The organism is Micromonospora sp. NPDC006766 (assembly GCF_040636055.1).
Lineage (GTDB): Bacteria > Actinomycetota > Actinomycetes > Mycobacteriales > Micromonosporaceae > Micromonospora.
In genome coordinates, this window is record NZ_JBEYIX010000013.1 from 84,752 (window position 1) to 107,888 (window position 23,137).

Here is a 23,137-nt window from a genome sequence, read left to right on the forward strand (position 1 = left end):
CGGTTCAGCGACCGCGACGGCGTCCCTTCGCTGCCCGCCCGCCGTCACCCGCGTCATCCGCGTCGCCGGTTCCGGCGGTCCCGGCCAGGGCGTCCGGCGCCGGGCTGTCGGAGGTGCCCTCAGGTGTCGTGGGCGTCTCGGTGCTGTCGGCGGTCAGTTGGACGACCGGGTCAACAGCAGGTCGGTCGACCTCATCGGCGGTGTCGACCTCGTCGGTGGCGGGGGCGGGCTCGTCGGTGCGCTGCCGGGGCAGGGACACCTCGGCGTGGGTAGCATTCCGATGTTCGGCTCGCTGGGCCAGCATGGCCACCAGCACGGAGCCCCCGACCCCGGCGATCACCGCGTACGGAGCGATCAGGTGGGCCGACAACTGTTCGGGAGTGATCGCCCCGAGCCTCGGCACGGCCAGCAGGTAGGCGAGCGCGACGAGGAACGGTCCGGCCGCCCCGGAGGCCGCCGTCCCGACCCGCCACTGCGGCACCTGGGCGGTGCGCCGGGCCGCCAGCGCGCCGATCACCAGGGCGGCGCCCAGTGAGAGGAGGGCTCCGGGCCAGTAGCAGTAGTCCCGAATCCAGAGTTGCTCGCTGTCCGTGTTGATCTGCCAGCTGCCGAGCTGAGCGGTGGTCAGCCCGCGCCCGGAGAGCACCCCGTCGACCACCGCGACCACCGCGAGCAGCCAGAGCCAGCCGGTGGTGGCGACGAGGTTGGTCGCGACCGCCCGGGTGTGCAGCGCCCAGATCGCCAGGAGCAGCCCGAGCAGCAGCCCGGCGGCGGCATACCCGGCGGCGACGGCCTGCGGCGCGGACGTGTCCGGCACCCGCGCCGCGCGGGCCGGGACGGCAACCAGCAGCACGGTGATCAGCGCACCGACCGTGGCGCCGACTGCCAGGCCGAGCTTTCGCAGCGGGCCGCCCGGATCCTCGTCGTGCCCGCCCTGCAGACGGTGGACGCAGACCGCGCCGGCGACCACCGAGGTCGCAGAGATCCAGGTGGCCCAGGCGAGGCTCGCGAGCCAGGCCGCCTCGCCCCGGACGGCACCGGCCGGTGCCCAGTTGATGATGCCGAGCCCGTATCCGATGCCCAGCTGCGCGGCCCCCGTACCGGCGGCGACGCCGAGCGCGGCGGCGACCGATGCTCCCCAGCCCCGTCTGGCCATGCCGGGGAGCGTAGCGCCCGCCGATCGATGCGGCGAGCCGGGCGAGCGCCGGCCCGCCGTGCGACGGGCCGGGCAGCGGCGGTCGTGACCGGTGGCTCGCCGTGCTGGTATCTGGCGATGGCACCCCGGACCGCTACCGTGGACAGTCGAGGGCCAGGGCGCCCGTCCCGGTGGCGAGAGGAGTTGCCATGAGCGACAACCGCCCGGAACCACCCGCCGAGGACCCCGACGCCACCCGTCCGCTGCCCCATGACACCGGGGACGCCACCGTGCGGCAACAACCCGGGAACCAGACAGTCAGTGAGCCGGCCGTCCCGCCGGTCTGGTCCGGGCGGGCGGGGGTGCCTCCGCCGCGGTCCGGCTATGCCGAGACCGGCGCCGAGTGGTACGCCGAGGAGCAGTCCGATCGCCGCTGGTGGATGCCGATTCTGCTGGGCATCCTCGCCCTGGCGCTGGTCGCGCTGATCGGGTTGGGCGTCTGGCTGGCGTTGCGCGCGGCACAGCGGGATCCGGGATCGCCTCCCGCACCCTCGCCCGCGCCGACCACCGCCCCGGGCACCAGCGCCGCGTCGACCAGCACCGCGCCGAGCACTTCGCCGCCGACCACTGCGCCGAGCATCCCGCCGACCACGATGGCCGCACCCCAGGTGGCGATGCCGCCCCTGGTGGGGCTGCCGGAGGCCGCCGCCCGGGCGGCCCTCGACCTGCTGGACGTGCCCTACCAGGTTGAGCGGCGGCCGTCGGACAAATCGGCCGGCACGGTGATCGAGACCGATCCGGTCGCCGGTGGGTTGATCGCCGGTGGCACCGAGGTCACGATCGTGGTGGCCGAGGCCGGGGAGGCGACGACCGCGGCGAGCACCGGGACGCTCGGCCCGACGGCGGCACGAACCCCCTGACCGTCACCACTGTCGGCGTCTGGTGCCGACCAGACCGAGCCCGGCCAGCGAGATGGCGAGGCCCAGCAGCCCCGAATAGAACAGCGACCGGCTGACGTCGGTGGTGTCCCGTGCGCCGCCGGCCAGCGCTTCCTCGCCGGTGCCGCCACCCGCTCGGTCGGGTGGCGCGTCGACCTCGTCGCCGAAGGCGGCCGCGCCCGAACCGGCCCAACCCGGTTCGTCCTCCGGGTCGGTGGCCCGCCCGGGGTTCTTTCCGGCCACGGTGATTTCGGGAGCCGGTACCGGCTCGGTGAACTGGTCGGTGGCGGAGTAGGCCGGGTGACGGACCACGAGCACGAGTGCGACCGTGGCGCCGAGGAGTGCGAGAAGCCCGAAGGCGTAGCCGACAGGGGACCGGTGGTGCCGCCGCGCGGCGGGCAGATTGACCATGGACCATCCCAGGTTCAGTGGTCCGGGACGCGCGGGGTGGAAACGTTGCCGGGGTGGGCGTTACCGATTCTAAAGCGGCGGCCCGCCCCCGGCTGGGCAATTGCCTGGGTCAGCCGACCCGGACCGGGGTACGGGCGACCGGACGCCGGGCTCGGACGGTGTGCTGACGCGGTGTCGGGGCGGCCTGCAACTGCCGCAGCCCCGCCCGCTGCACGAAGATCGAGCGTCGGCTGACGGCGTCCCCCGCCGCGTTCAGCTCGTAGCCGTCGAGCCAGAGCCAGCCGTCATAGGTCGGCCAGTCCAGCACCCGGATCACCCGGAACATGATCGGTCGGAGGAACTGGACACTCGCCGCGCGATTCACGTGCAGTACGTCACCGGAGCGGGGATGCACTTGGGCTCCTGGAAGGTTCGGCCGGCGGGCGAGCCGGCGAAGGCTGATCGGGGGACAGGTCGGCCCGGTGACAGGGGTCGTGCCTCGTGGACCGGCTGATCAGGTGCTCGGTGGCGGTCGGGCCGAACCCGCGGTCGCGGGCCGACACCCGACCGACACCCGGCTGCTCCCGGTTGTCGCTCCCACCGCCGCAGCCACACTGGCGTGCAGCGGCGAGGCACTCAGGCCGGGGCAGGTCGTGGGGCACGGGACGGCTCGCCTCTCGCCGTACCACGTTCGGTGGGATCACCACGTCGAGAGATCATGCGGAGACGGTGAGTAACCCGTGCCATACCGACAGAGTGCACCAGGGACGTGCTTCATGCAAGTTGCACGTCGACTTTTGCCGATACGTGAGCACAACACGTGAACGGAATGCTTGAAGCCGTAGGTGCCGGGGCGGCACACTGGACGCCGGTTTCGCCCGTCGCGGCCGGTCGACGACCGGCACCACCCCCCATGCCGCGAACGATCGCCCGCCGCACGACGGTTCGCGCCCCCGGCGGGTGTCGAACCGGGCGCGATCGACCGGAGGTAGTCGGGTGAGCGCGAGGAGCCGTCATCCCCGTTCGACCACTCCAGCCCGGCGCGTCTGCCGCCGTGCTGCGACCTGGAGCCGTCGTCCAGCAACCTGCGGAGCGGCATCGTGAGCGAGCGGCGTAGTCCCACCATCCGACGTCGACGCCTGGGGGCGGAGCTCCGTCGCCAGCGGGAGGCCGCCCGCATCACCATCGAGGCGGTCGCCGAGCAGTTGGAGTGCTCAGCTTCCAAGATTTCCCGCATCGAGACCGGCCACACCACGGCCACCCCGCGCGACGTGCGGGACATGCTTCGGATCTACGGGGTGGTCGGCGCCGAGAGCGACGAGCTGGTGCAGATCGCCCGCGAGGCCCGCCAGAAGGGCTGGTGGCATCCCTACACCACCGTGCTGGTCGGGGCGTACGTGGGGCTGGAGTCGGCGGCCAGCTCGATTCGGGCGTACGAGCAGCAGGTCGTGCCGGGACTGCTGGAGACCGAGGAGTACGCGAGCGCGATGATCCGGGCCGCCCGGCCCGACATCAGCGCCGAGGAAGTCGCACAACGTGTCCGTGTCCGTCGTGATCGCCAGTCGTTGCTGACTCAGGATGATCCGGTCGATCTATGGGTGGTGCTCGATGAGGCGGTGCTGAGCCGGCCGGTTGGCGGTGACGCGGTGATGCGTGACCAGCTCAAGCGGCTGGTGGAGGTGGCCGAACTGCCGAACGTGACGGTGCAGGTCCTGCCCTTCGAGGTGGGTGCGCACGCCGGCATGGACGGGACCTTCACGATCCTCAGCTTCCCCGAACTCAGTGATCCTGATGTCGTGTACGCGGAGAACGCCACGGGTGGGCTCTTCCTCGAGAAGAGCGACGAACTGCAGAAGTACAGCTTCATCTTCGATCACATTCGAGCAGCGGCCATACGTCCGGAGGAGTCCATCGCTCACATCGCAAAACTGGCAGAGGAGCCGTTGTGGAAATGGCGACCAAGAAGTTCCCCGTGGACCTGACGCAGGCGACGTGGTTCAAGAGCTCGAAGAGCGGGCCGAACTGCGACAATTGCGTAGAGGTCGCGTACGTGACCGGGGCGGTCGGCGTCCGAGACTCAAAGGACAAGACGGGCCCTGCCCTGGTCTTCGCTCCAGGTGATTGGCACGCTTTCGTCGCCGGTGCCCGGGGCGGTGGGTTCGCCCGAGGCTGATCCGGCGAACCCGGATTGTGTGCGTGGTCCCGTCCGGCCGGTCGGCCGGGCGGGACCATTTCGTACGCCCCCGCGGGGTCGGCCGGGTCCACCCGTCGCCACTTCCGTTCCGCCTCGTTGAACCGCACAGATCGGCAACCGAACGAGGCAGGCGAGACGGATGACGACGATCGGTTCAGAGAACCTCACCACCGGCCCGGGCAAACCGGAGCGGTTCGGCGGCAAGTACCGCGGGGCGCGCCGGGACACCGTCCTCACCGAGGTGGTCTCCGTCGACACCGAGCTCGGCGGCGGCCGGGACGCAGCCGCCCCGGAGCAGGCCTCTCCGCCGCTCAGCCTGCCGTCCCTGGATTCCAACCCGCTCACCGAGCCGTCGTTCCCCCCGGCCGGTTGGCCGGTGGAGCAGGCCGATTCCCTGGTGGACCATCCGCTCCTGCGGGGTCTGCTGCTGGAGTTGCCACCGCGGGGCAGCGTGCCGCCGCCCGGCTGGCTGGACCGCTGGTTCGAGGCGACCCGGGCGATCCTTGAGCTGCTGTACGTACCGGGGGCCAACCACCCGCGCTGACCCGGTGGGCAGCTCCGTAGCACGCCCCCGTGAGGGTCATCCGCCCGGCGTTATTGGGCTTTCGGCATGTACCCGGGAACCGGGCCGGCGGCCTACGCTCGGCTCGACACCGCTGCGAGGCGGTCGTCGAGGCAACCTTCCCACCGGCGTCCGGCGGTCACCTTCTGGGGTGGCCGCCGCGCGTCGTAGGGTGGCCGCCGCTCAGACGTCGAAGGCGGCGGGACGCTCGGTGGCCGCCGGCGGCGGGGTGGCCTTCCACAGGCCGGCCTTCTGGGCGGTCAGCCGGGCCAGGTAGGCCGGGTTGAGCAGGACGTAGCGCCGCCACAGCCGCTTCGGCTCCAGGCCGAGCCGCCAGAACCACTCCAGCCCCGCGCGCTGCATCCAGGGTGGTGGGTTACGCAGCAGGCCGGCGTGGTAGTCGAACGCGGCGCCGACCGCCATCAGCGGCATGTCCAGCAGCGGCCGCATGGCGTACGCGAAGATCTCCTGGCGGGGGCACCCCAGCCCGACCAGGACGAGCCGGGCGCCGCTGGCCTTGATCCGGTTGGCGATCTCGACGTCCTCGCCCGGCTGCACCGAGCGGAACTTCGATGGCTCGACCCCGGCGATCTTCAGCGCCGGGAACTTTCGCTCCAGCGTCGGAACCAGCCGGGACAGGGTCTCCTCGGTCGAGCCGTACAGGTAGACCGGCAGGCCCTCGTCGGCGAACCGGTGCAGCACCCGAAGCGTCAATTCCGGGCCGTAGACCCGGTCGTGGAGGCCGGCGCCGTGTAGCAGGTTGAGTGCCCAGCGGACCGGCTGGCCGTCCGGGGTGACCACGTCGAACGAGTTGAGCCGGGCGTTGTGCGCCGGATCGAGCACCCCGGTCATCACGCCGTGCACGGCGAGCGCGGTCAGCGCCAGCGGGTGACGCTCGTGCGCTGCCGTGACGACCGCCTCGGTCGCCCGGGCGTAGTCCGTCGCGTCGACGAGGACGCCGAGCACGTTCCGCTTGGTGCCGGCGGTCATGCCTTCGGCACCCACTTGTCGACGTTCGCCTCGTAGATCTCCTGGAGGATCATCGGCACGTCGTAGGTGATCTTCCAGTCGGGGTAGTGCTCCTCGAACCGGGCCATGCTGCTCACGTACCACTGGTGGTCGCCGGTACGGGCCTGCTCGACGTAGTTGATGTTCGCGGCGCGGCCGGTGATCTCCTCGGCGATCCGGAACGCCTCGATGTGCGAGGTGTTCGAGTGACGACCGCCACCCAGGTTGTAGACCTGGGCCGACCGTGGCGCGCGGAAGAACGCCTCGAACGCGGTCAGCACGTCCCGGGAGTGGATCGCGTCCCGGACCATCTTGCCCTTGTAACCGAAGAGGTTGTAGGTGCGACCTTCCATCACGCAGCGCATCAGGTAGGCCAGGAAGCCGTGCAGCTCGGCCGCCGAGTGGGCCGGACCGGTCAGGGTGCCGCCCCGGAAGCAGGCGGTCTTCATGTCGAAGTACCGGCCGTACTCCTGGACCATCACGTCGGCGGCCACCTTCGAGGCGCCGAAGACCGAGTGCAGTGACTCGTCGATCGACATGTCCTCGGTGATGCCCTGGTGATACGGGTGGTCCTCGGGCAGCTCGAAGCGGGTCTCCAACTCGACCAGGGGCAGGCTGTTCGGGCGGTCGCCGTACACCTTGTTGGTCGAACAGTGGATGAAGGGCGCGTCGGCGGCGTGCCGGCGGGCGTTCTCCAGCATGTTGAGGGTGCCGCCCGCGTTGACGTCGAAGTCCGTGTACGGCTCCTTGGCGGCCCAGTCATGGCTGGGCTGCGCGGCGCTGTGGATCACGACCGCGATGTCCGAGCCGTACTTCTTGAAGACCTGCTCCAAGCCGTCCCGGTCTCGGATGTCCACCGCGAAGTGGGTGTAGGCGGCACCCAGGTCGGCGGTGAGCCGCTCCAGGCTCCACGACGTCGAGCCGTCCTCGCCGAAGAAGTATCGCCGCATGTCGTTGTCGATGCCGACCACGTCGAGCCCGAGGCCGGCGAAATGCCGGGCCGCCTCGGAGCCGATCAGACCGCCCGAACCGGTCACCAACGCGACAGTCACACGCCACTCCTGGCTCATCGGGGCAGGGAAACCATCGGAGCATAGCGTGATGCTCGGCACGGCCCCCAATACGGCGCGAGGGCCCCGCAAGCTGCGGAGCCCTCGTGATGGTGGGGAAGGAGGGAGTTGAACCCTCACGCCCTTTCGGGCACACGGACCTGAACCGTGCGCGTCTGCCATTCCGCCACTTCCCCGTGGCTTGACCTCGAACACCGTATCTCATCCCGGGCCCGGCATCGGCGGCGGGGGCTCCGACATACTACGCTGTTTCTGGTCATCGCCACGAGCGATTACCGTTCGTGGCGGACGAACTGTAACACGGTCGCAGGACTCCCTACGAACGGGCCGCCGGCGGCCGGCCGAGCGGCATGTGAGCTGCGGAGGCGGTGTCCGGATACCATCATTGCCTCGGGACCCGAGGAGGAGCCGGTGAGCGTGCTGCAACGCTTCGAGAAGCGTCTGGAAGGCCTGGTCGAAGGGGCCTTCGCCAAGGTCTTCAAAGGGGTGGTCCACCCCGTGGAGATCCTCAACGCCATGCAGCGGGAGGCCGAGGCGCACAAGGCGATCCTGGCCGGTGGGCGCACGTTGGTGCCCAACCGCTACGTGATCGATCTCTCGCCGTACGACCACAGTCGGCTGGCGCCCTACGCCGCTGCCCTGGCCCAGGAGTTGGCCCAGTCGCAGGCGGAGTTCATCGGCGAGCAGGCCTGGACGGTCTACGGCGACGTCATCGTCGAGGTCGAGCGCGGCGAAGGGCTGGACACCGGCATGTTCCGGGTCACCGCGGAGGTCTACACCGGCGGCGACGTCGCCCCGGTCGCCGCGCCCGGTGGCTACGACGCCGGCCCGGCCTACCCGTCGTACGACCAGGGCGGCGGCTACGGCCCGCCGCCGGGGCACGGCGGCGGCCGCAACGTCCGGCTGGTCTCCGGTGACGGCCGCACCTACCCGCTCCAGATGGGCTCGACGGTGATCGGTCGCGGTGACCAGGCCAACCTGCGCCTGCCCGACGTCGGCATCTCCCGCCGGCACGCCCGGCTGGACTTCGACGGCGGCCAGGTCGTGCTGACCGACCTCGGCTCCACCAACGGCACGATGGTCAACGGCCAGCGCGTTTCCGCCGTCGCCCTCAACCCGGGCGACATGATCCAGCTCGGCACCACCACCCTGACCTTCCGCGTGGACGGCTGACCAGCGTTGCCGGCACTCGTCATCACCGTCGCCCGGTTCGGGTTCCTCATCCTGCTGTGGATCTTCGTGTTCACGGTGGTCGGGGTGATCCGCCGGGACCTCTTCGCGGGGGCCCGGTCGGGTCGGCTGGTGGCCGCGCCCCGCGCGGTCGGAGCCTCGACCGGGCAGGCGGCGAAACCGGCGAAGGTGAAGCGGGGCAGAGCCGCACGCCAACTCGTGGTCACCGCCGGCCAGTTGGCCGGCACCCGTATCACCCTTGGCGAATCCCAGATCACCATCGGTCGGGCCGAGGATTCGACGTTGGTGATCACCGACGACTACGCCTCGGCGCGGCATTCCCGACTTGTGCCGCGCGACGGACAGTGGTTCGTCGAGGACCTCGGATCGACTAACGGCACCTACCTGGATCGCGCTAAGGTCACCGGACCAACCCCCGTCCCCCTCGGCGTGCCGATTCGAATCGGCCGCACTTCCCTCGAATTACGGCCATGACTCTCACCCTGCGCTATGCGGCCCACAGCGACCGCGGTCTGATCCGAGACGGTAACCAGGATTCCGTCTACGCCGGGCCGCGGCTCCTCGCCGTCGCCGACGGCATGGGCGGCATGGCCGCCGGTGACGTCGCCAGCAACATCGTCATCGGTGCCATGGCGCCGCTCGACGAGGATGTCCCCGGGGACGCCCTCGTCGACGCGTTGCGTTCGGCCGTGGGCACCGCCAACCAACAGCTCCGCGACACCGTCGACGCCAACCCGCAGCTGGAGGGGATGGGCACCACGCTCACCGCGACCCTCTTCTCGGGCAGCAAGATCGGCATGGTGCACATCGGTGACTCGCGGGCCTACCTCCTGCGCAACGGCGAGTTCGCGCAGATCACCAAGGACGACACGTACGTCCAGATGCTCGTCGACGAGGGCCGGATCAGCCCGGAGGAGGCGAGCAGCCACCCCCAGCGCTCGCTGCTCACCCGGGCGCTGGACGGCCGCGACATCGACCCGGAATACAGCGTCCGGCAGGTGCTTCCCGGCGATCGCTATCTGATCTGCTCCGACGGCCTCTCCGGGGTGGTCAGCGCGGAGACCATCGCCGACACCATGCGCCAGTACGCCGACCCGCAGCAGTGTGTGGAGCGCCTCGTGCAGCTCGCCCTGCGGGGCGGCGGCCCGGACAACATCACCGTGATCATCGCCGACGCCACCGACCAGGACATCGTTGAGGCGACCCCCATCGTCGGCGGCGCCGCGTCCCGAGACCGGGGCATGGCCACCTCCGCCGACGTCTCGACCCCGGCGGCCCGCGCCTCGGCACTGTCCGCCCCTCGGGCGCCCGCGCCCGAGGAGCCGGTGGACGCCCACGACGACGAGCCGGAGCGGCGCCGGCACCGGCCGGTGCGTACCGCCGCGATGCTGCTGGCGCTCCTGGTCATTCTCGGCGGCGGCGTCTTCGGCGGGTGGAGCTACACCCAGCGCCAGTACTACGTGGGCGCCACCGAGGACGGCCAGCTCGCCGTCTTCCGCGGCGTGCCGGGCCGGATCGCCGGGCTCGACCTGTCGAGCGTGCACGCCCGGAGCGAGGCCAAGCTGGACGACCTCACCCTGGCCGCACAGGAGCAGGTCAAGCAGGGCATCCAGGCCAAGAGCGAGCCGGACGCCGAGCGCCGGCTGGCCGAGCTGATCAGCGATGACCCGACCAACCCCAACCTCAAGCCGCTCTGCCCGCCCAGTCCGACAGCCGCGGCGACCAGTTCGAACCCGACCCCCGTCACCACCGCGAGCGCGTCGACCCCGACCACGACGGCCAGCGCGGACGTGCTGCCGTCGGCCACCGGCACGCCGGAGCCGACCGGCACGCCCGAGCCGACCGGCACGCCCGAGCCGACCATCACCCCTGAGCCGACCACCGCGCCCGACGCCGTCGTCTCCGACACCGTTCCGCCGGTCGATCCGGCGGGCTGCCGGTCGCCGGAGTGAGCGTCGGCTCGACCCCGAGGAACCGACCGTGACCGCAGCCGCCGCACCGGCCGTCTCGCCCGCCGCCACGGGCGAGCAGGCGGGCGTACGCCTGGCCCGGTCCCGGCGCAACGCCGAGCTGTCCCTGCTGCTGCTCGCCATCCTGCTGGTGGCGGCGTACGGGGCGACGGTCGAGGCGAACGTGCTGGACACGGTCACCCCCGACTTCTGGGTCCCGGCCGCAGTGCTGGGGCTGGTCTTCCTCGCCCTGCACCTGGCGATCCGCTGGCTCGCGCCCTTCGCCGACCCGGCGCTGCTGCCGGCGGTCGCCCTGCTCAACGGCATCGGGGTGGGCTTCCTACGCCGCTACGACCTGGCCGAGGCCGAGGCCGCCGACCGGGCGGAGCTGGCCATCTTCGCCGGCACCGGTGGCCGGCAGTTGGCCTGGACGCTCGCGTCGGTGGTCCTCGCCGCCGGGCTGCTGGCGATCATGCGGGACCACCGCTCGCTTTCCCGGTACGCGTACACCCTGGGGCTGGCCGGCCTCGTGCTGATGATGATCCCGGCAATGCTGCCCGGGGAGTTCTCCGAGGTCAACAACGCCAAGCTGTGGATCCGGTTCGGCGGGTTCCAGATCCAGCCGGGTGAGTTCGCCAAGCTCGCCCTGCTGACCTTCTTCGCCTACTACCTGGTTCGCAAGCGTGAGGTGTTGTCGCTGGCCAGCCGGCGGGTGCTCGGCATCGACTTCCCGCGCGGCCGGGACCTCGGCCCGGTCCTCGTGATCTGGATGATCAGCATCCTGGTCCTGGTCTTCGAGAAGGACCTGGGCACCTCGCTGCTCTACTTCGGCATGTTCGTGGTGACGCTCTACATCGCCACCGAACGGGTGAGCTGGCTGCTCATCGGCCTGATTCTCTTCTTCGGCGGGGCCTACCTGGCGTACGTCCTGGGCGGCACCGTGGGCGGGCCGTTCCTCAACTTCTACGACCGGGCGCAGATCTGGCTGGATCCGTTCGCCGAGCCGCTCGACCGGGGTTACCAAATCGTCCAGGGCCTGCTCACCCTCGGCACCGGTGGCCTTTTCGGGGCCGGGCCGGGCGCCGGCCAGCCGACGCTGCTGCCCGAGGTGCAGACCGACTTCATCTTTGCCGGCATCGGCGAGGAGATCGGCCTCTTCGGCCTCTCCGCGCTGCTCGTGATCTATCTGCTGATCGTCCAGCGGGGGCTGCGGGCCGCGCTGGCGGTGCGGGACTCGTTCGGCAAGCTGCTCGCCGGCGGTCTGGCCTTCACCCTGGGGTTCCAGATTTTCGTCATCGTCGGCGGGATCAGCAAGCTCATCCCGCTGACCGGCCAGACCACCCCGTTCCTCTCCGCCGGCGGCTCGTCGCTGATGGCGAACTGGCTGCTCATCGCGATCCTGCTCCGGATTTCCGACGGCGCCAGCCGGCCGGTGACCCCCGGCGGGCCGGCGGCCTCTCGGCCGAGCGGTGGTCCGCCGGAGCAGTTGCGCGGTGCCCCCACGGAGGTGATCCGGCCGTGAACGCTCCCCTGCGCCGCGTCGGTGTGGTGGTGATGGTCCTCTTCGGGCTGCTCTTCGCGAACCTGAACTGGATCCAGGCCTACAAGGCGGACGAATACCGCAACAGTGACTACAACCGCCGGGTCCAGGTCGCCGAGTACGACCGCAAGCGTGGCAACATCGAGGTCGGTGGCACCGCGGTCGCGATCAGCAAGGACACCGGCGGCGAGCTCAAGTTCCAGCGCACCTACCCGGGCGGCGAGACCTACGCGCACGTGCTCGGCTACAAGCCGGTCAACCTCGGCGACATCGGCATCGAGCGGCTCGAGAACGAGTTCCTCGCCGGGACCAGCGACCAACTCATCGGTGACCGGATCAAGGACATGTTCACCGGCGAGGAGACCGCCGGTGGCAACGTGCTGCTGACCCTCTCCAAGCGGGCCCAGGAGACGGCGTACAAGCAGCTCCAGAACAACCAGGTCGGCGCGACCCGGGGCGCGGCCATCGCGATCGACCCGCGTACCGGTGCCGTGCAGGCGTTGGTCTCCATGCCGAGCTTCGACCCGAACCCGCTGACCAGCCACGACACCGAGGCCGCCAAGAAGGCGTACGAAAAACTGGACGAGGACCCGGACCGGCCGCTGGCCAACCGGGCGCTCAACGAGACCCTGCCCCCGGGCTCCACCTTCAAGATCGTGGTGGCCGCGGCGGCGCTGGAGAACGGCGTCGGCCAGCAGACCCAGATCCCGGCCGGGCGAAGCTGGACCCCGCCGACCGCGGGCCATCCGATCACGAACGCCGTGGACTCGATCTGCCCCCAGGCCAAGGTGACCCTCAAGCAGGCCGTCACCGACTCCTGCAACACCGGCTTCGCCCAGCTCGGCGTGCGGCTCGGCGCGGACAAGATCAAGGAGAAGGCCCAACAGTTCGGCTTCGAGCAGGACGACCTCACGGTCGGGCAGCTCGGCAAGGGCGGCCTACCGGTGGCGGCCAGCCGGACCGGCGACATGCAGAACCCGGACGGCAGCACCGACCCCGCCGCGCTGGCCCAGTCCTCCATCGGGCAGAACAACGTGCGGATGACCCCGCTGCAGGGCGCGCTGATCGCCGCCGCAGTGGCGAACGACGGCAGCCAGATGCGGCCGTACCTGGTCAAGCAGTTGCTCGCGCCGGACCGCACCACCAGCTACTACAACGCCGACCCGCGCGAGCTGCGCCGGCCGGTCAGCGGCCCGGTGGCCGGCGACCTGCGGGACATGATGGTCAACGTGGTCCGCAACGGGACCGGCCGGAAGGCCGCCATCGACGGATACACCGTGGGCGGCAAGACGGGTACCGCCGAGTCCGGCCCGGGCACCCCCGACCACGGCTGGTTCATCGGCTTCGTGCTCGACAAGAACGGCACCCCGATCTCGGCCGTCTGCGTGGAGCTGGAGCGGGCCGGGAGCGGCGGCAGCGCCGAGGCGGCCCGGATCGCCGGTCGGATCATGGCGGCGGTCATCGACTCCGGAGGCCGCTGACATGCTCAGCCCGGGAGTGCAGCTCGGCAACCGCTACCGCCTCGACGAGCGGATCGCCAGCGGCGGCATGGGTGACGTGTGGCGCGGCACCGACCAGGTGCTGGGTCGTACCGTCGCGGTGAAGAGCCTGCTGCCCGCACTGCTCGACGAGCCCGGCTTCGCCGAGCGGTTCCGGGGCGAGGCGCGGACCATGGCCACCATCAACCACCCCGGCGTGGTGGACGTCTACGACTTCGGCAACGACCAGCAGATCGCCTTCCTCGTCATGGAGTACGTCGAGGGCGACGCGCTCTCGTCGACGCTCAGTCGGGTCGGACGGCTCACCCCGGCGCGGACCATGGCCCTGCTGGCGCAGGCCGCCGACGCCCTGCACGCGGCCCACGAGAAGGGCATCGTGCACCGCGACGTGAAGCCGGGCAACCTGCTCGTCCGCCCGAACGGCACGCTGGTGCTCACCGACTTCGGCATCGCCCGCTCCGACCTGGTGGGCCAGCTCACCGCCGCCGGCTCGGTGCTCGGCACGGCGTCGTACATCTCGCCCGAGCAGGCGACCGGTGCGGTGGCCACCCCCGCCTCGGACGTGTACGCGCTCGGCGTGGTCGCGTACCAGTGCCTCGCCGGTCGTCGGCCCTTCGAGGGGGACAACCCCCTTGAAATCGCCATGAAGCACGTGACCGAGGCGCCCCGCTCACTTCCTTCCGACATCCCGCCGCCGGTGAAGGCGATCGTGGAGCGGGCCATGGCCAAGGATCCGGGGGCCCGCTGGCCGAGCGCCGCGGCCCTGGCCAGCGTCGCCCGGCAGGCCAAGCTCGCCCTGTCCCAGCAGGCACGCGGTGGCCAGCCGCGCCCGATCTCCGGCGCGCCGTCCTCGCCAGCCTCGCCGGCCGCGCCGGTGGCGGCCCGGGCGCAGGTCCCGGCGGCGGCCCGACCGCAGCCCCGCCCGCCCGTGGCGGTCGCCCGTCCACCGGTCGCGTCGCGCCCGCCCGTGGCGGCGCCGGTCGCCCCGCAGTCGTACCCGCCGGTTGCCCCACGCGCGGCCGCCGCGGTCCCACCGCCCCGGCAGCAGAACCCCCTCGGGTACGCCCGGCCGCCGGTCGCCTCGGCTCCGCCGCTGCCAGCCCCGCGCCGCCGCAGCCGGCCCGGGCTGTGGCTGGCCGCCATCGCGCTGGCCGTACTGGTCGTTCTGTGCTCGGGCGTGATTTCCTACTACTACCGGGCGTATGCGGCGACCGGCGACCCCGGCGCGCTCGCTCCGGCGCGCGTAACCTCCGGCGCGATGCGGGTTCACGGAGGAGACGATCAGGTTCGGACGCCGTACCGTCGATGGGTACAGCTCCAGCCGGCTGGCGGCGACACGACAACGAGCAAAGGACGAGAGACGCGATGACAGCGCAGGCCCGCCTGCTCGGTGGCAGGTACCAGGTCGGCGAGCTGCTCGGCTACGGCGGCATGGCGGAGGTGCACCGCGGTCGTGATCTCCGGCTCGGTCGGGACGTCGCGATCAAAATGCTCCGGGCGGACCTGGCCCGGGACGCCACCTTCCAGATGCGGTTCCGCCGCGAGGCGCAGAACGCCGCCTCGCTCAACCACCCGGCCATCGTCGCCGTGTACGACACCGGCGAGGAGACGGCGCCCACCGGCGAGACGCTGCCGTTCATCGTGATGGAGTTCGTCAACGGGCGGACCCTCAAGGAGGTGCTGGGCGTCGAGGGGCGGCTCCAGCCGCGCCGGGCGCTGGAGATCTGCGCCGACATGTGCGCGGCACTGGAGTTCAGCCACCGGCACGGCATCATCCACCGCGACATCAAGCCCGGCAACGTGATGCTCACCCAGACCGGCCAGGTCAAGGTGATGGACTTCGGCATCGCCCGGGCGCTGGCCAGTGGCGCCACCACGATGACCCAGACCAGCGCGGTCATCGGCACCGCCCAATATCTCTCTCCCGAGCAGGCGCGCGGCGAGGCGGTCGATGCCCGCTCCGACGTGTACGCGGCCGGCTGCGTGCTGTTCGAGTTGCTCTGCGGGCACCCGCCGTTCGTCGGGGACAGCCCGGTCAGCGTCGCCTACCAGCACGTACGGGAGGCGCCGCCGACGCCGAGCAACATCAACCCGGACGTCAACCCGGCGGTGGACGCCATCGTCCTCAAGGCGCTGTCGAAGAACCCGCTGAACCGCTACCAGAGCGCCGGCGAGATGCGGGCGGACCTGCTCCGCGCCGCCGCCGGGCGGCCCGTGCTGGCCACCCCGGTTATGCCGGTCGAGGAGACCATGCCGATGGCGCCCGCCGCCGCGGCGGCCGGCTACCAGACGCAGGTCATGGGGCCGCAGGCCCGGCAGCAGGTCCCGGCCCGGGTCGGTGACCCGCGTAAGCGCCGCAGCTCCGCCTGGGTGATCGCCAGCTTCGCCGGGCTCGGCGTCCTCGCGGTGATCGCCCTGGTCGGCGCGCTGCTGATGAACCAGGCCCCCGAGAGCGTGTCGGTGCCAAGGGTGCAGGGCATGAGCGTGGCGGACGCCAGCAGCGAGATCCAGCGGCTGGGCCTCGTACCGGTGCCCGGCGAGCCGGTGCTCAACGCCACCTGCGAGAAGGGCAAGGTGGTCGAGCAGAGTCCGCAGCCGGGTACGGCGCTGGAAAAGGGCCAGAACGTGACGTACCAGGTCTGCGGCGGCCCGAACAAGATTAAGATCCCCCCGGTGGTCGGCAGCCGGTACGACAACGTCAAGGAGCAGTTGGAGGGCCTGGGCTTCCATGTCGATCCGGTCTATGCCAACGACAGCGCGCCCAAGGACACGGTCCTCGGCACCGACCCCAAGCAGGGCACTGCGGTGGACGAAGGCACCACCATCAAGGTGAAGGTCTCCAACGGCAACGTCAGTGAGGTTCCGAACGTCTTCGGCTACCCCAAGGACGAGGCCATCAAAACGCTAAAGCTGGCCGGGTACAACAACGTGAATGTTCGGGACGGTGACGAGAAACCGGCGGGTGAGGCCGGCAAGGTGAGCGCCCAGACCCCAAAGGCGGGCACCAAACTGCCCAAGGACAAGCAGGTCACCATCTACGTCGACATTCCGGAGCCTGAGCCGACCGAGACCGCGGACCCGACGCCCACCGGCCAGCCCTCGTCACCTGGGAACGGTGGCGGTTTCCCTCTCCCGGACCCGTCGCCGTCGCGGCAGCTCATCCGGTAGGGCCGACCACGACATACGTGACGTTGCGGTGCCCGGGTGACCGGGACACCGCACCGTCGCGTACCCGAAGGTAATGCCGGGCGGCGCGGGTCAGGCGGCGGCGAAGGCGGCCCGGCGGCGGGCGTCCACCTCGGCGGCCAGCTCCGGCGCCCGCTCCAGCGCCTCCGGGTAGCCGCAGACGGCCAGCCAGTTGGCCAGCATGAGGTGCCCACCCTCGGTCAGCACCGACTCGGGGTGAAACTGGACCCCCTCGATGGGCAGGGTCCGGTGTCGCATGGCCATCACCACGCCGGAGCCGGTCCAGCCGGTGACCTCCAGCTCCTCCGGCAGGGTCTCCGGCAGCACGGCGAGCGAGTGGTAGCGGGTGGCGGTGAACGGGTCGGGCAGGCCGGCGAGCACCCCGACGCCGTGGTGGCTCACCTCGGAGGTCTTGCCGTGCAGCAGCTCCGGCGCCCGGGCCACCGTCGCGCCGAACGCCTCGCCGATCGCCTGGTGGCCGAGGCAGACCCCGAAGAGGGGCAGCTTGCCGGCGTACTCCCGCACCACGTCGAGGCAGATGCCGGCGCGGTCCGGGCTGCCCGGACCGGGCGACAACAGCACGCCGCTGGCCCCCAGCCGGCCCACCTCGGCGACATCGATCTCGTCGTTGCGCCGGACCTCACAGTCCACCCCGAGCTGGCCGAGGTACTGCACGATATTGAAGACGAACGAGTCGTAGTTGTCGATCACCAGGACGCGCATCGGGTCACCTGTTCGGGGTGGTGGGCGGGGGGTTGTTGGTCTCCGTGCTGTACGGGATCTCCTCCTCGTGGGGCGACCCGCTGGGCAGGTTGAACTGCCCAGCGGGGTCGCCGCCCGGCACGCCCGAGTCATCGACCTGGCTGTCGTAGAAGGGGAGGAGGGGCTCCGCCCAGGGGAAGACCACGAACCAGAGCAGGGCGACCGTCGTCGTGGCGAGCAGCAGCGAGCCGACGAGCTTGCCGATCGTCCCGAACGGCAGCCTGCGCCAGATCCACGCGTACATCGTCAGCCCCCCAACTCGGCCGGGCGGCCCTCAGACTTCGGCTGTACGTGGTCGAGCCGGGCGTGGATGATCAGCCGCTGGTAGTTGTCGAACTTGGGGTTGCAGGTGGTCAGGGTCAGCAGCCGCTCGGTCGGCTTCGCGCCCCGTTTGCCCGGCACGGGCGCCACCACCTCGTCCTGGGACGGTCGGACGATCCGCTGTTGGTAGACCTTGTAGATGAACCACTCGGTCTGCGACTCGACGACGATGTCGTCCCCGGGGTGCAGCTCGTCCAGTCGCCAGAAGGTGGCCCGGATGCGGTGCCCGGCCACGGAGAAGTTGCCGACCTGGCCTGGCAGGGCGCTCTTCGGGTAGTGGCCCGGGGCGTACCGGATGTCGTCCGGGCTGACCCCCTCGACCACGATCCAGTGCTTGTCGAACTTGGGGATGTAGAGCCCGGCGACGGGCTTGCCCTCGGCCGGTGGCGTGGGCTTCGGGGTGGGGCCGGTCGGGGCGACCGTCGGATCGTTGCCCCACTCCTGTTCGAGCTGGCTGTTCAGGTCGTTCTGGTGGGCGTCGACGATCACCGTCTTGCCCCAGATCTCGTACCCGGCGAAGAGCAGCACCACCAGGCCGAAGGTGATCAGCACCTCGCCGGCGGCCCGCACGATCGTCCGCAGCCGGGAGCCGACGGTGGGCCGGGTCAGCTCGGAGTAGACGCTCTTGTAGCCCTCGCCGGTCTGCTCGGGGCGGAGGTGCACCACGCGCTCGCCGCGCCGGGGGCGTGGCGGCTCGGCCGGAGAGTCGGAGCCGTCCCCGTCACCGGCGTCCCTGAGTGGGGGCACGGCGCCCATCAGCGCGGTCGAATCCAGGGCCGGAGGGCGCGCCGGGCGACGGCTGACGGTCGGGAGCAGGGCGGTCGCCGCCGGGTCCGCCGCAGTGTCGCCGGTACGCCCCGGCCGGGCCGGACCGCCGTCGGCCGGAGGCGCGCTGTGGCCCTCGGTGGGGTGCCCGGCGCCGCGACGCTCGGGCCGGTCGCCCAGGGGCGGGATGAACGCGGTGGGCCCGTCAGTCGGAGCGGCCGGTCGTACCGGGGCGACCGGACCGGCGGGCGGGCGGGCGGTGGGCCCGCCGGCGCCCGGGCGGCCGGGTGCCTCCGCGGCGGTTTCCGGCCCGGCCGGTTCCGGGTGGCGGCGGTGCGCCGGCCCGGCCGGCTCCGGTCGGCGGTCGGATCGCCACCGCTCCGCCGGGGCGGGCCCGGACGGGTGTTGCGCGGGGCGGGCGGCTGCGGGCCGCCCCGGACCGCCGGGTGTCGGCGGCTGCGCCTGGGTGCCGGGCCACGGCGGCGGCGGGTCCGGGTATCCAGCCGCCGGGCGGGGTTCGGCCGGGTCCGGCCAGGGCAGCTCGACCCCGGCGCGGGGTGGGGCCGAAGCCGTACGGTCGACCGGTGGGATGAAGGCGGTGCCCTCGTCACCGTGGTCGTGGTGGCGGCCGGGCCGATCCCAGGGCTCGTTCGATGTCACTGAAGGGCCTTCGCGGACTGGAGAGCCGTCGAGTCCTCGAACGCCGGCACGGTGACCGTGTTGACGGTCTCCTTGTATCCGAGTTGGTAGTCGGCGGCTGCTTGTCTGAACTCCCGGACCCCCGCCGACACCGAAAGCGACTGCTGAAGGGCGGTGGGGTCACCGATTGCCACGATCTTGAAAGGGGGGGAGTACACCCGGCCGTGCAGCAGCAGGGTATTTCCGACACAGCGCACGGCGCTGGTGCTGAGCACGCGTACGTCCATGATCGACATGGCCTCGGCCCCACCGGCCCAGAGCGCGTTCACGACCGCCTGAACGTCCTGCTGGTGGACGACCAGGTCGTCGTTGCTGGCGCCCTTGGGTAGCGGCTGGTCGGGCCGTCGGACCGCGTCGTTCAGCTCGACGATGAGCCCGGTGCCGGTGAGCGCGGTGAAGCCGGCGGCCTGCCGGCTGGCGACGGCCCGGTCCCGTTGCGCCTTGATCGGGCCGTCGGTGTCGGCCAGGGTGGCGGTCTGCTCCTCGACCTCGGCCCGCAGCCGGGCGGCCTCCTTCTCGCTCGCCGCGACCTGGTCGCGCCGGTCCTCGATCAACTGAGTGAGCTGGGGTCGGCGGTCCTCCCGCAACGGGGTGCCGCCGGCGGTGGTCGCGGTGGTGGTGAAGAGCAGCCCGGCCGCGGCGGCGATCAGGGGTACGCCCACCGACCAGCCGGGGCGCCGACGGCGGGGCAGCAGCACGCCGACCGCCCGACGGAGAACTTTCCGCCAGGAGGCGGCACCGGACGTGTACTCCACCGGCCCTCCCCTTCTCGTCGTCTCGTTGCGGCCCGCGACGACGCGAACCGGTGTGCTCGACCCGAAAAGTCCCACCCTTTTCGGTCACACCGCGCACCGGCCTGACCCCATTCGTGGCCTGGACGGTCAGTCGGGACTACGCTAGCTCTCGAACATTATTGGCCATGGACCGTCGCCTTCGCGCCCGGTTGTCAGGCCGGACGAGGTCGTACCCCCCTCTGGAGAGCGCCGTGCCCAAGTCTCAGGTCCGCAAGAAGAAGGTGTACACCCCCCCGACCGACGTGCGTCCGACCGCAACGGCGGCGACGCGCAAGCCTAGCCCGGTCTGGCTGCCGATCACCGCCGTGTCGCTGATCGTCGTCGGGATCGGCTGGCTGGTCGTGTACTACCTCTCCGAGCAGGAGTACCCGGTCATGTCGTGGGGTTACTGGAACCTCGCGGTGGGCTTCGGCGGGATGGTCGCCTCGCTGATCCTGCTTTCTCGCTGGCGCTGACCTGGTCGACGTCGGCCCGGTTTCCTCGCGTGGGGGCCGGGCCGTCGACCTGTTCCCCCGGTCGGCCGCCGCTGGTCGGTTCCACCAGGTCCGGTGGCATGGATGTACGTCACCCCTGCCCGCCCCTGCTCGCCGTAGCACGCCCGGTCCACCTAAGGTGTCGGCAGGGCGGCGTGGCCGGGTGCGAGATGATTCACGTTACTGATCGGTAACGTTGCGCGTAGGCTGCACTGCATGACCGAGCGGAGCGAGGTCATCGGCCGATTGGGCCGGGGCGGGCGGTAGCGGCGGAGCGCCGGCCCCCACCCGGAACCGGTCCCGGTCGCCGAGCCGCTCGACCAGGCAGCAGACCGGGAGGCCAACTCGATGGGCAGCGTCCAGATCGTCACCACGATCCTCGCGGCCGCCATCACCGCAGTGGCGGTGGGGCTTGCGGTGCGCGCGGTCATGAAGCTGGTGGCAGTCATCCGGCTCGGGCAACCGGCACCGGAGCGGTTCGCCGACAAGGGCACCCGTACGAAGAAGATGCTGGTGGAGACCGCCGGTCACACCCGCATGCTCAAGTGGGGCGTGGTGGGCGCCGCGCACTGGTTCGTGATGGTCGCGTTCATCGTGCTGTCGCTGTTGGTGCTCGAGGCGTACTTCGAGGTGGTCACGCCGGGCGGTGGGCTGCCGATCATCGGGCACTGGACGGTCTTCGGCCTGGCCACCGAGATCATCGGTGTCCTCGGCCTGGTCGGCATCCTGGTGCTGATGGCGATCCGGCTGCGCAACCGGCCCACCCGGCCCGGCGGCCGGTCCCGGTTCACCGGCTCCACCATGTGGCAGGGCTACTTCGTCGAGTGGGTCGTGCTGCTGGTCCTGATCTTCGGCTTCCTGATCCGCGGCTTCAAGGTCGCCACCGACCAGTTCGAGTACCCGCTCTGGGCCACCCCGGTCAGCCACGCCCTCGGCGGCGCGCTCCCGACCTGGGCGGACGGCGTCAGCGTCGCCGCCCTCGTCAAGATCGTCATCTCGATGACCTGGCTCATCGTGATCTCGCTGAACGTGACCATGGGGGTCGCCTGGCACCGCTTCCTGGCCTTCCCCAACATCTTCTTCAAGCGGGAGCCGGAGAAGGCGGCCGGCTCCGGCCTCGGCGCGCTGCGGCCGATGATGAGCGACGGCAAGCCGCTCGACTTCGAGGAGGCCGACCCGGAGAAGGACCAGTTCGGCGTCGCCCAGGTCGAGCAGTTCACCTGGAAGGGCCTGCTGGACTTCAGCACCTGCACCGAGTGCGGTCGCTGCCAGTCGCAGTGCCCGGCCTGGAACACCGGCAAGCCGCTGTCGCCGAAGCTGCTCGTGCTGAGCCTGCGGGACCACGCGTACGCCAAGGCGCCCTACCTGCTCGCCGGCGGCGGCAAGGACCTGACCGGCGAGGAGAAGGCCACCGAGGAGCAGCTCGCGAACGTCGACGTGCTGGCCCTGGCCGAGGCCGACCGGCCGCTGATCGGCACCGCCGCCGAGGGCGGCATCATCGACCCGGACGTGCTCTGGTCGTGCACCACCTGCGGCGCCTGCGTCGAGCAGTGCCCGGTGGACATCGAGCACGTCGACCACATCGTCGACATGCGCCGCTACCAGGTGCTGATCGAGTCGAGCTTCCCCTCCGAGGCCGGCGTCATGCTGCGCAACCTGGAGAACAAGGGCAACCCGTGGGGCGCCCCGCAGAACACCCGCGAGGACTGGACCAAGGGCCTCGACTTCGAGGTGCCGCGGGTCGGCGAGGTCGAGGACTTCGAGTACCTGTTCTGGGTCGGCTGCGCCGGTGCGTTCGAGGACCGGGCCAAGAAGACCACCCGGGCAGTCGCCACGCTGCTCAACGAGGCGGGCGTCACGTTCGCCATCCTCGGCGAGGGCGAGACCTGCACCGGTGACCCGGCCCGCCGGATCGGCAACGAGTTCGTCTTCCAGATGCTCGCCCAGCAGAACGTCGAAACGCTGAACGAGGCGTTCGAGGGCCGGGAGAAGAGCAAGCGCAAGATCGTCGCCACCTGTCCGCACTGCTTCAACACCCTGGGCAACGAGTACGGCCAGCTCGGTGGTGAGTTCGAGGTGGTGCACCACACCCAGCTCCTGGCCCACCTGGTCGCCACCGGCAAGCTCACCCCGGTGCAACCGGTGGCGGGCGGCCTGACCTACCACGACCCCTGCTACCTGGGCCGGCACAACCGGGTCTTCACCCCGCCGCGTGAGGTGCTCAGCAGCGCCATCGCCGGGGAGATCACCGAGATGCCGCGGAACAGCGAGCGCTCCTTCTGCTGCGGCGCCGGCGGTGCCCGGATGTGGATGGAGGAGAAGATCGGCAAGCGGATCAACGTGGACCGGGTCGAGGAGGCCATGTCCACCGGGGCGAAGACCATTGCAGTCGGCTGCCCGTTCTGCTCGACGATGCTCAGCGACGGGGTCAACGGCAAGGGCGCCGGTGAGCAGGTCGAGGTCGTCGACGTGGCCAGCGTGCTGCTCCGCTCGGTCAAACCGGAGACCACGGCCGGCGACAAGGAGACCGAGCCGGTCGCCGGCTGAGGCGTACACCGGGATTGGGCGACCACGACGGCGGTGGCACCTGCGTGGGTGTCGCCGCCGTCGCGGTCAGGTAGCGCGATGGCGACCGCGGCTCGCGTGCGCTGCGGCGTCCCT

The 23,137-nt window shown here is 71.1% G+C and carries 22 protein-coding genes and 1 tRNA gene; 13 read left to right on the top strand and 10 right to left on the bottom strand.

Annotated elements, in window-relative coordinates; all coding sequences use genetic code 11:
• Positions 1-4 precede the first annotated feature (4 nt).
• Positions 5-1,156: a hypothetical protein gene (locus ABZ671_RS14905; protein WP_357857018.1), complete on the bottom strand. Its 1,152-nt coding sequence runs from the start codon at positions 1,154-1,156 to the stop codon at positions 5-7.
• Between the two features lie 188 nt (positions 1,157-1,344).
• Here ABZ671_RS14905 and ABZ671_RS14910 point away from each other — a divergent pair, with 188 nt between their 5' ends.
• Positions 1,345-2,055, top strand: a complete 711-nt coding sequence (locus tag ABZ671_RS14910) for a PASTA domain-containing protein (RefSeq protein ID WP_357857020.1) — start codon at positions 1,345-1,347, stop codon at positions 2,053-2,055.
• A 3-nt stretch (positions 2,056-2,058) separates the two neighbouring features.
• On the opposite strand, the gene ABZ671_RS14915 is transcribed toward ABZ671_RS14910, so the two are convergent.
• Together ABZ671_RS14915 and ABZ671_RS14920 are read right to left on the bottom strand one after the other, a co-directional pair.
• On the bottom strand, positions 2,059-2,484 hold the full coding sequence (locus ABZ671_RS14915; protein ID WP_357857023.1) for a hypothetical protein: 426 nt from the start codon (positions 2,482-2,484) through the stop codon (positions 2,059-2,061).
• 109 nt (positions 2,485-2,593) lie between these two features.
• The gene (locus tag ABZ671_RS14920; RefSeq protein WP_357857026.1) at positions 2,594-2,878 is read right to left on the bottom strand and encodes a hypothetical protein; all 285 of its coding nucleotides are present in this window, start codon (positions 2,876-2,878) and stop codon (positions 2,594-2,596) included.
• A 685-nt stretch (positions 2,879-3,563) separates the two neighbouring features.
• On the opposite strand from ABZ671_RS14920, the gene ABZ671_RS14925 reads away from it, so the two are divergent.
• The 3 genes from ABZ671_RS14925 (at position 3,564) to ABZ671_RS14935 (ending at position 5,201) form a co-directional block, all read left to right on the top strand.
• Positions 3,564-4,445, top strand: a complete 882-nt coding sequence (locus tag ABZ671_RS14925) for a helix-turn-helix transcriptional regulator (RefSeq protein WP_357857029.1) — start codon at positions 3,564-3,566, stop codon at positions 4,443-4,445.
• Positions 4,415-4,636 carry a DUF397 domain-containing protein gene (locus ABZ671_RS14930; protein ID WP_357857032.1) on the top strand — a complete coding sequence of 74 codons (222 nt, stop codon included), beginning with the start codon at positions 4,415-4,417 and terminating at the stop codon, positions 4,634-4,636. The genes ABZ671_RS14925 and ABZ671_RS14930 overlap by 31 nt, the downstream gene beginning before the upstream one ends.
• A 160-nt stretch (positions 4,637-4,796) precedes the next feature.
• Complete coding sequence (locus ABZ671_RS14935; protein WP_357857035.1) at positions 4,797-5,201, top strand: hypothetical protein; 405 nt, start codon at positions 4,797-4,799, stop codon at positions 5,199-5,201.
• A gap of 201 nt (positions 5,202-5,402) precedes the next feature.
• Here ABZ671_RS14935 and ABZ671_RS14940 read toward each other — a convergent pair whose 3' ends face one another.
• The 3 genes from ABZ671_RS14940 to ABZ671_RS14950 all read right to left on the bottom strand — a co-directional run bounded on the left by ABZ671_RS14940 (position 5,403) and on the right by ABZ671_RS14950 (position 7,473).
• Positions 5,403-6,209: a WecB/TagA/CpsF family glycosyltransferase gene (locus ABZ671_RS14940; RefSeq protein WP_357857038.1), complete on the bottom strand. Its 807-nt coding sequence runs from the start codon at positions 6,207-6,209 to the stop codon at positions 5,403-5,405.
• Positions 6,206-7,279: an NAD-dependent epimerase/dehydratase family protein gene (locus ABZ671_RS14945; protein ID WP_357857041.1), complete on the bottom strand. Its 1,074-nt coding sequence runs from the start codon at positions 7,277-7,279 to the stop codon at positions 6,206-6,208. The genes ABZ671_RS14940 and ABZ671_RS14945 overlap by 4 nt, the downstream gene beginning before the upstream one ends.
• A 108-nt stretch (positions 7,280-7,387) precedes the next feature.
• A tRNA-Leu gene (locus ABZ671_RS14950) sits at positions 7,388-7,473 on the bottom strand.
• A 208-nt stretch (positions 7,474-7,681) separates the two neighbouring features.
• On the opposite strand from ABZ671_RS14950, the gene ABZ671_RS14955 reads away from it, so the two are divergent.
• The 7 genes from ABZ671_RS14955 to pknB are packed head-to-tail and all read left to right on the top strand — an operon-like array spanning position 7,682 to position 16,644.
• On the top strand, positions 7,682-8,470 hold the full coding sequence (locus ABZ671_RS14955; RefSeq protein WP_357857162.1) for a DUF3662 and FHA domain-containing protein: 789 nt from the start codon (positions 7,682-7,684) through the stop codon (positions 8,468-8,470).
• A gap of 6 nt (positions 8,471-8,476) precedes the next feature.
• Positions 8,477-8,962 (top strand): FHA domain-containing protein, encoded by a 486-nt coding sequence (locus ABZ671_RS14960; protein ID WP_357857044.1) that lies wholly within the window; start codon positions 8,477-8,479, stop codon positions 8,960-8,962.
• Positions 8,959-10,440: a protein phosphatase 2C domain-containing protein gene (locus ABZ671_RS14965; RefSeq protein ID WP_357857047.1), complete on the top strand. Its 1,482-nt coding sequence runs from the start codon at positions 8,959-8,961 to the stop codon at positions 10,438-10,440. Before ABZ671_RS14960 ends, ABZ671_RS14965 begins: the two co-directional genes overlap by 4 nt.
• 28 nt (positions 10,441-10,468) lie before the next feature.
• Positions 10,469-11,959, top strand: a complete 1,491-nt coding sequence (locus ABZ671_RS14970; RefSeq protein ID WP_357857050.1) for an FtsW/RodA/SpoVE family cell cycle protein — start codon at positions 10,469-10,471, stop codon at positions 11,957-11,959.
• Positions 11,956-13,458 (top strand): penicillin-binding protein 2, encoded by a 1,503-nt coding sequence (locus tag ABZ671_RS14975; RefSeq protein WP_357857053.1) that lies wholly within the window; start codon positions 11,956-11,958, stop codon positions 13,456-13,458. The genes ABZ671_RS14970 and ABZ671_RS14975 overlap by 4 nt, the downstream gene beginning before the upstream one ends.
• A gap of 1 nt (position 13,459) precedes the next feature.
• Entirely contained in the window at positions 13,460-14,845 is a 1,386-nt protein-coding gene (locus ABZ671_RS14980) for a protein kinase (RefSeq protein ID WP_357857056.1), read from the top strand.
• Entirely contained in the window at positions 14,842-16,644 is a 1,803-nt protein-coding gene (gene pknB / locus ABZ671_RS14985; RefSeq protein WP_357857059.1) for a Stk1 family PASTA domain-containing Ser/Thr kinase, read from the top strand. Before ABZ671_RS14980 ends, pknB begins: the two co-directional genes overlap by 4 nt.
• A 90-nt stretch (positions 16,645-16,734) precedes the next feature.
• Here pknB and ABZ671_RS14990 read toward each other — a convergent pair whose 3' ends face one another.
• The 4 genes from ABZ671_RS14990 to ABZ671_RS15005 are packed head-to-tail and all read right to left on the bottom strand — an operon-like array spanning position 16,735 to position 19,964.
• A complete protein-coding gene (locus tag ABZ671_RS14990; RefSeq protein WP_357857062.1) occupies positions 16,735-17,385 on the bottom strand; it encodes an aminodeoxychorismate/anthranilate synthase component II in 651 nt (216 codons plus the stop codon).
• A 4-nt stretch (positions 17,386-17,389) separates the two neighbouring features.
• The gene (locus tag ABZ671_RS14995; protein WP_357857065.1) at positions 17,390-17,668 is read right to left on the bottom strand and encodes a hypothetical protein; all 279 of its coding nucleotides are present in this window, start codon (positions 17,666-17,668) and stop codon (positions 17,390-17,392) included.
• Between the two features lie 2 nt (positions 17,669-17,670).
• Positions 17,671-19,170: a class E sortase gene (locus tag ABZ671_RS15000; RefSeq protein ID WP_357857068.1), complete on the bottom strand. Its 1,500-nt coding sequence runs from the start codon at positions 19,168-19,170 to the stop codon at positions 17,671-17,673.
• Positions 19,167-19,964 carry a DUF881 domain-containing protein gene (locus tag ABZ671_RS15005; RefSeq protein WP_357857071.1) on the bottom strand — a complete coding sequence of 266 codons (798 nt, stop codon included), beginning with the start codon at positions 19,962-19,964 and terminating at the stop codon, positions 19,167-19,169. The genes ABZ671_RS15000 and ABZ671_RS15005 overlap by 4 nt, the downstream gene beginning before the upstream one ends.
• A 230-nt stretch (positions 19,965-20,194) precedes the next feature.
• On the opposite strand from ABZ671_RS15005, the gene ABZ671_RS15010 reads away from it, so the two are divergent.
• Positions 20,195-20,458, top strand: a complete 264-nt coding sequence (locus ABZ671_RS15010) for a cell division protein CrgA (protein WP_357857075.1) — start codon at positions 20,195-20,197, stop codon at positions 20,456-20,458.
• Positions 20,459-20,824: 366 nt separating this feature from the next.
• Positions 20,825-23,023, top strand: a complete 2,199-nt coding sequence (locus ABZ671_RS15015) for a (Fe-S)-binding protein (protein WP_357857078.1) — start codon at positions 20,825-20,827, stop codon at positions 23,021-23,023.
• Positions 23,024-23,137 lie beyond the last annotated feature (114 nt).

Bases quoted from the DNA above. Each gene is read 5' to 3' on its own strand.
- ABZ671_RS14905 (WP_357857018.1), bottom strand. From the start codon at position 1,156: ATGGCCAGACGGGGCTGGGGAGCATCGGTCGCCGCCGCGCTCGGCGTC.
- ABZ671_RS14910 (WP_357857020.1), top strand. From the start codon at position 1,345: ATGAGCGACAACCGCCCGGAACCACCCGCCGAGGACCCCGACGCCACC.
- ABZ671_RS14915 (WP_357857023.1), bottom strand. From the start codon at position 2,484: ATGGTCAATCTGCCCGCCGCGCGGCGGCACCACCGGTCCCCTGTCGGC.
- ABZ671_RS14930 (WP_357857032.1), top strand. From the start codon at position 4,415: ATGGCGACCAAGAAGTTCCCCGTGGACCTGACGCAGGCGACGTGGTTC.
- ABZ671_RS14935 (WP_357857035.1), top strand. From the start codon at position 4,797: ATGACGACGATCGGTTCAGAGAACCTCACCACCGGCCCGGGCAAACCG.
- ABZ671_RS14940 (WP_357857038.1), bottom strand. From the start codon at position 6,209: ATGACCGCCGGCACCAAGCGGAACGTGCTCGGCGTCCTCGTCGACGCG.
- ABZ671_RS14965 (WP_357857047.1), top strand. From the start codon at position 8,959: ATGACTCTCACCCTGCGCTATGCGGCCCACAGCGACCGCGGTCTGATC.
- ABZ671_RS14980 (WP_357857056.1), top strand. From the start codon at position 13,460: ATGCTCAGCCCGGGAGTGCAGCTCGGCAACCGCTACCGCCTCGACGAG.
- pknB (WP_357857059.1), top strand. From the start codon at position 14,842: ATGACAGCGCAGGCCCGCCTGCTCGGTGGCAGGTACCAGGTCGGCGAG.
- ABZ671_RS14990 (WP_357857062.1), bottom strand. From the start codon at position 17,385: ATGCGCGTCCTGGTGATCGACAACTACGACTCGTTCGTCTTCAATATC.
- ABZ671_RS14995 (WP_357857065.1), bottom strand. From the start codon at position 17,668: ATGTACGCGTGGATCTGGCGCAGGCTGCCGTTCGGGACGATCGGCAAG.
- ABZ671_RS15015 (WP_357857078.1), top strand. From the start codon at position 20,825: ATGGGCAGCGTCCAGATCGTCACCACGATCCTCGCGGCCGCCATCACC.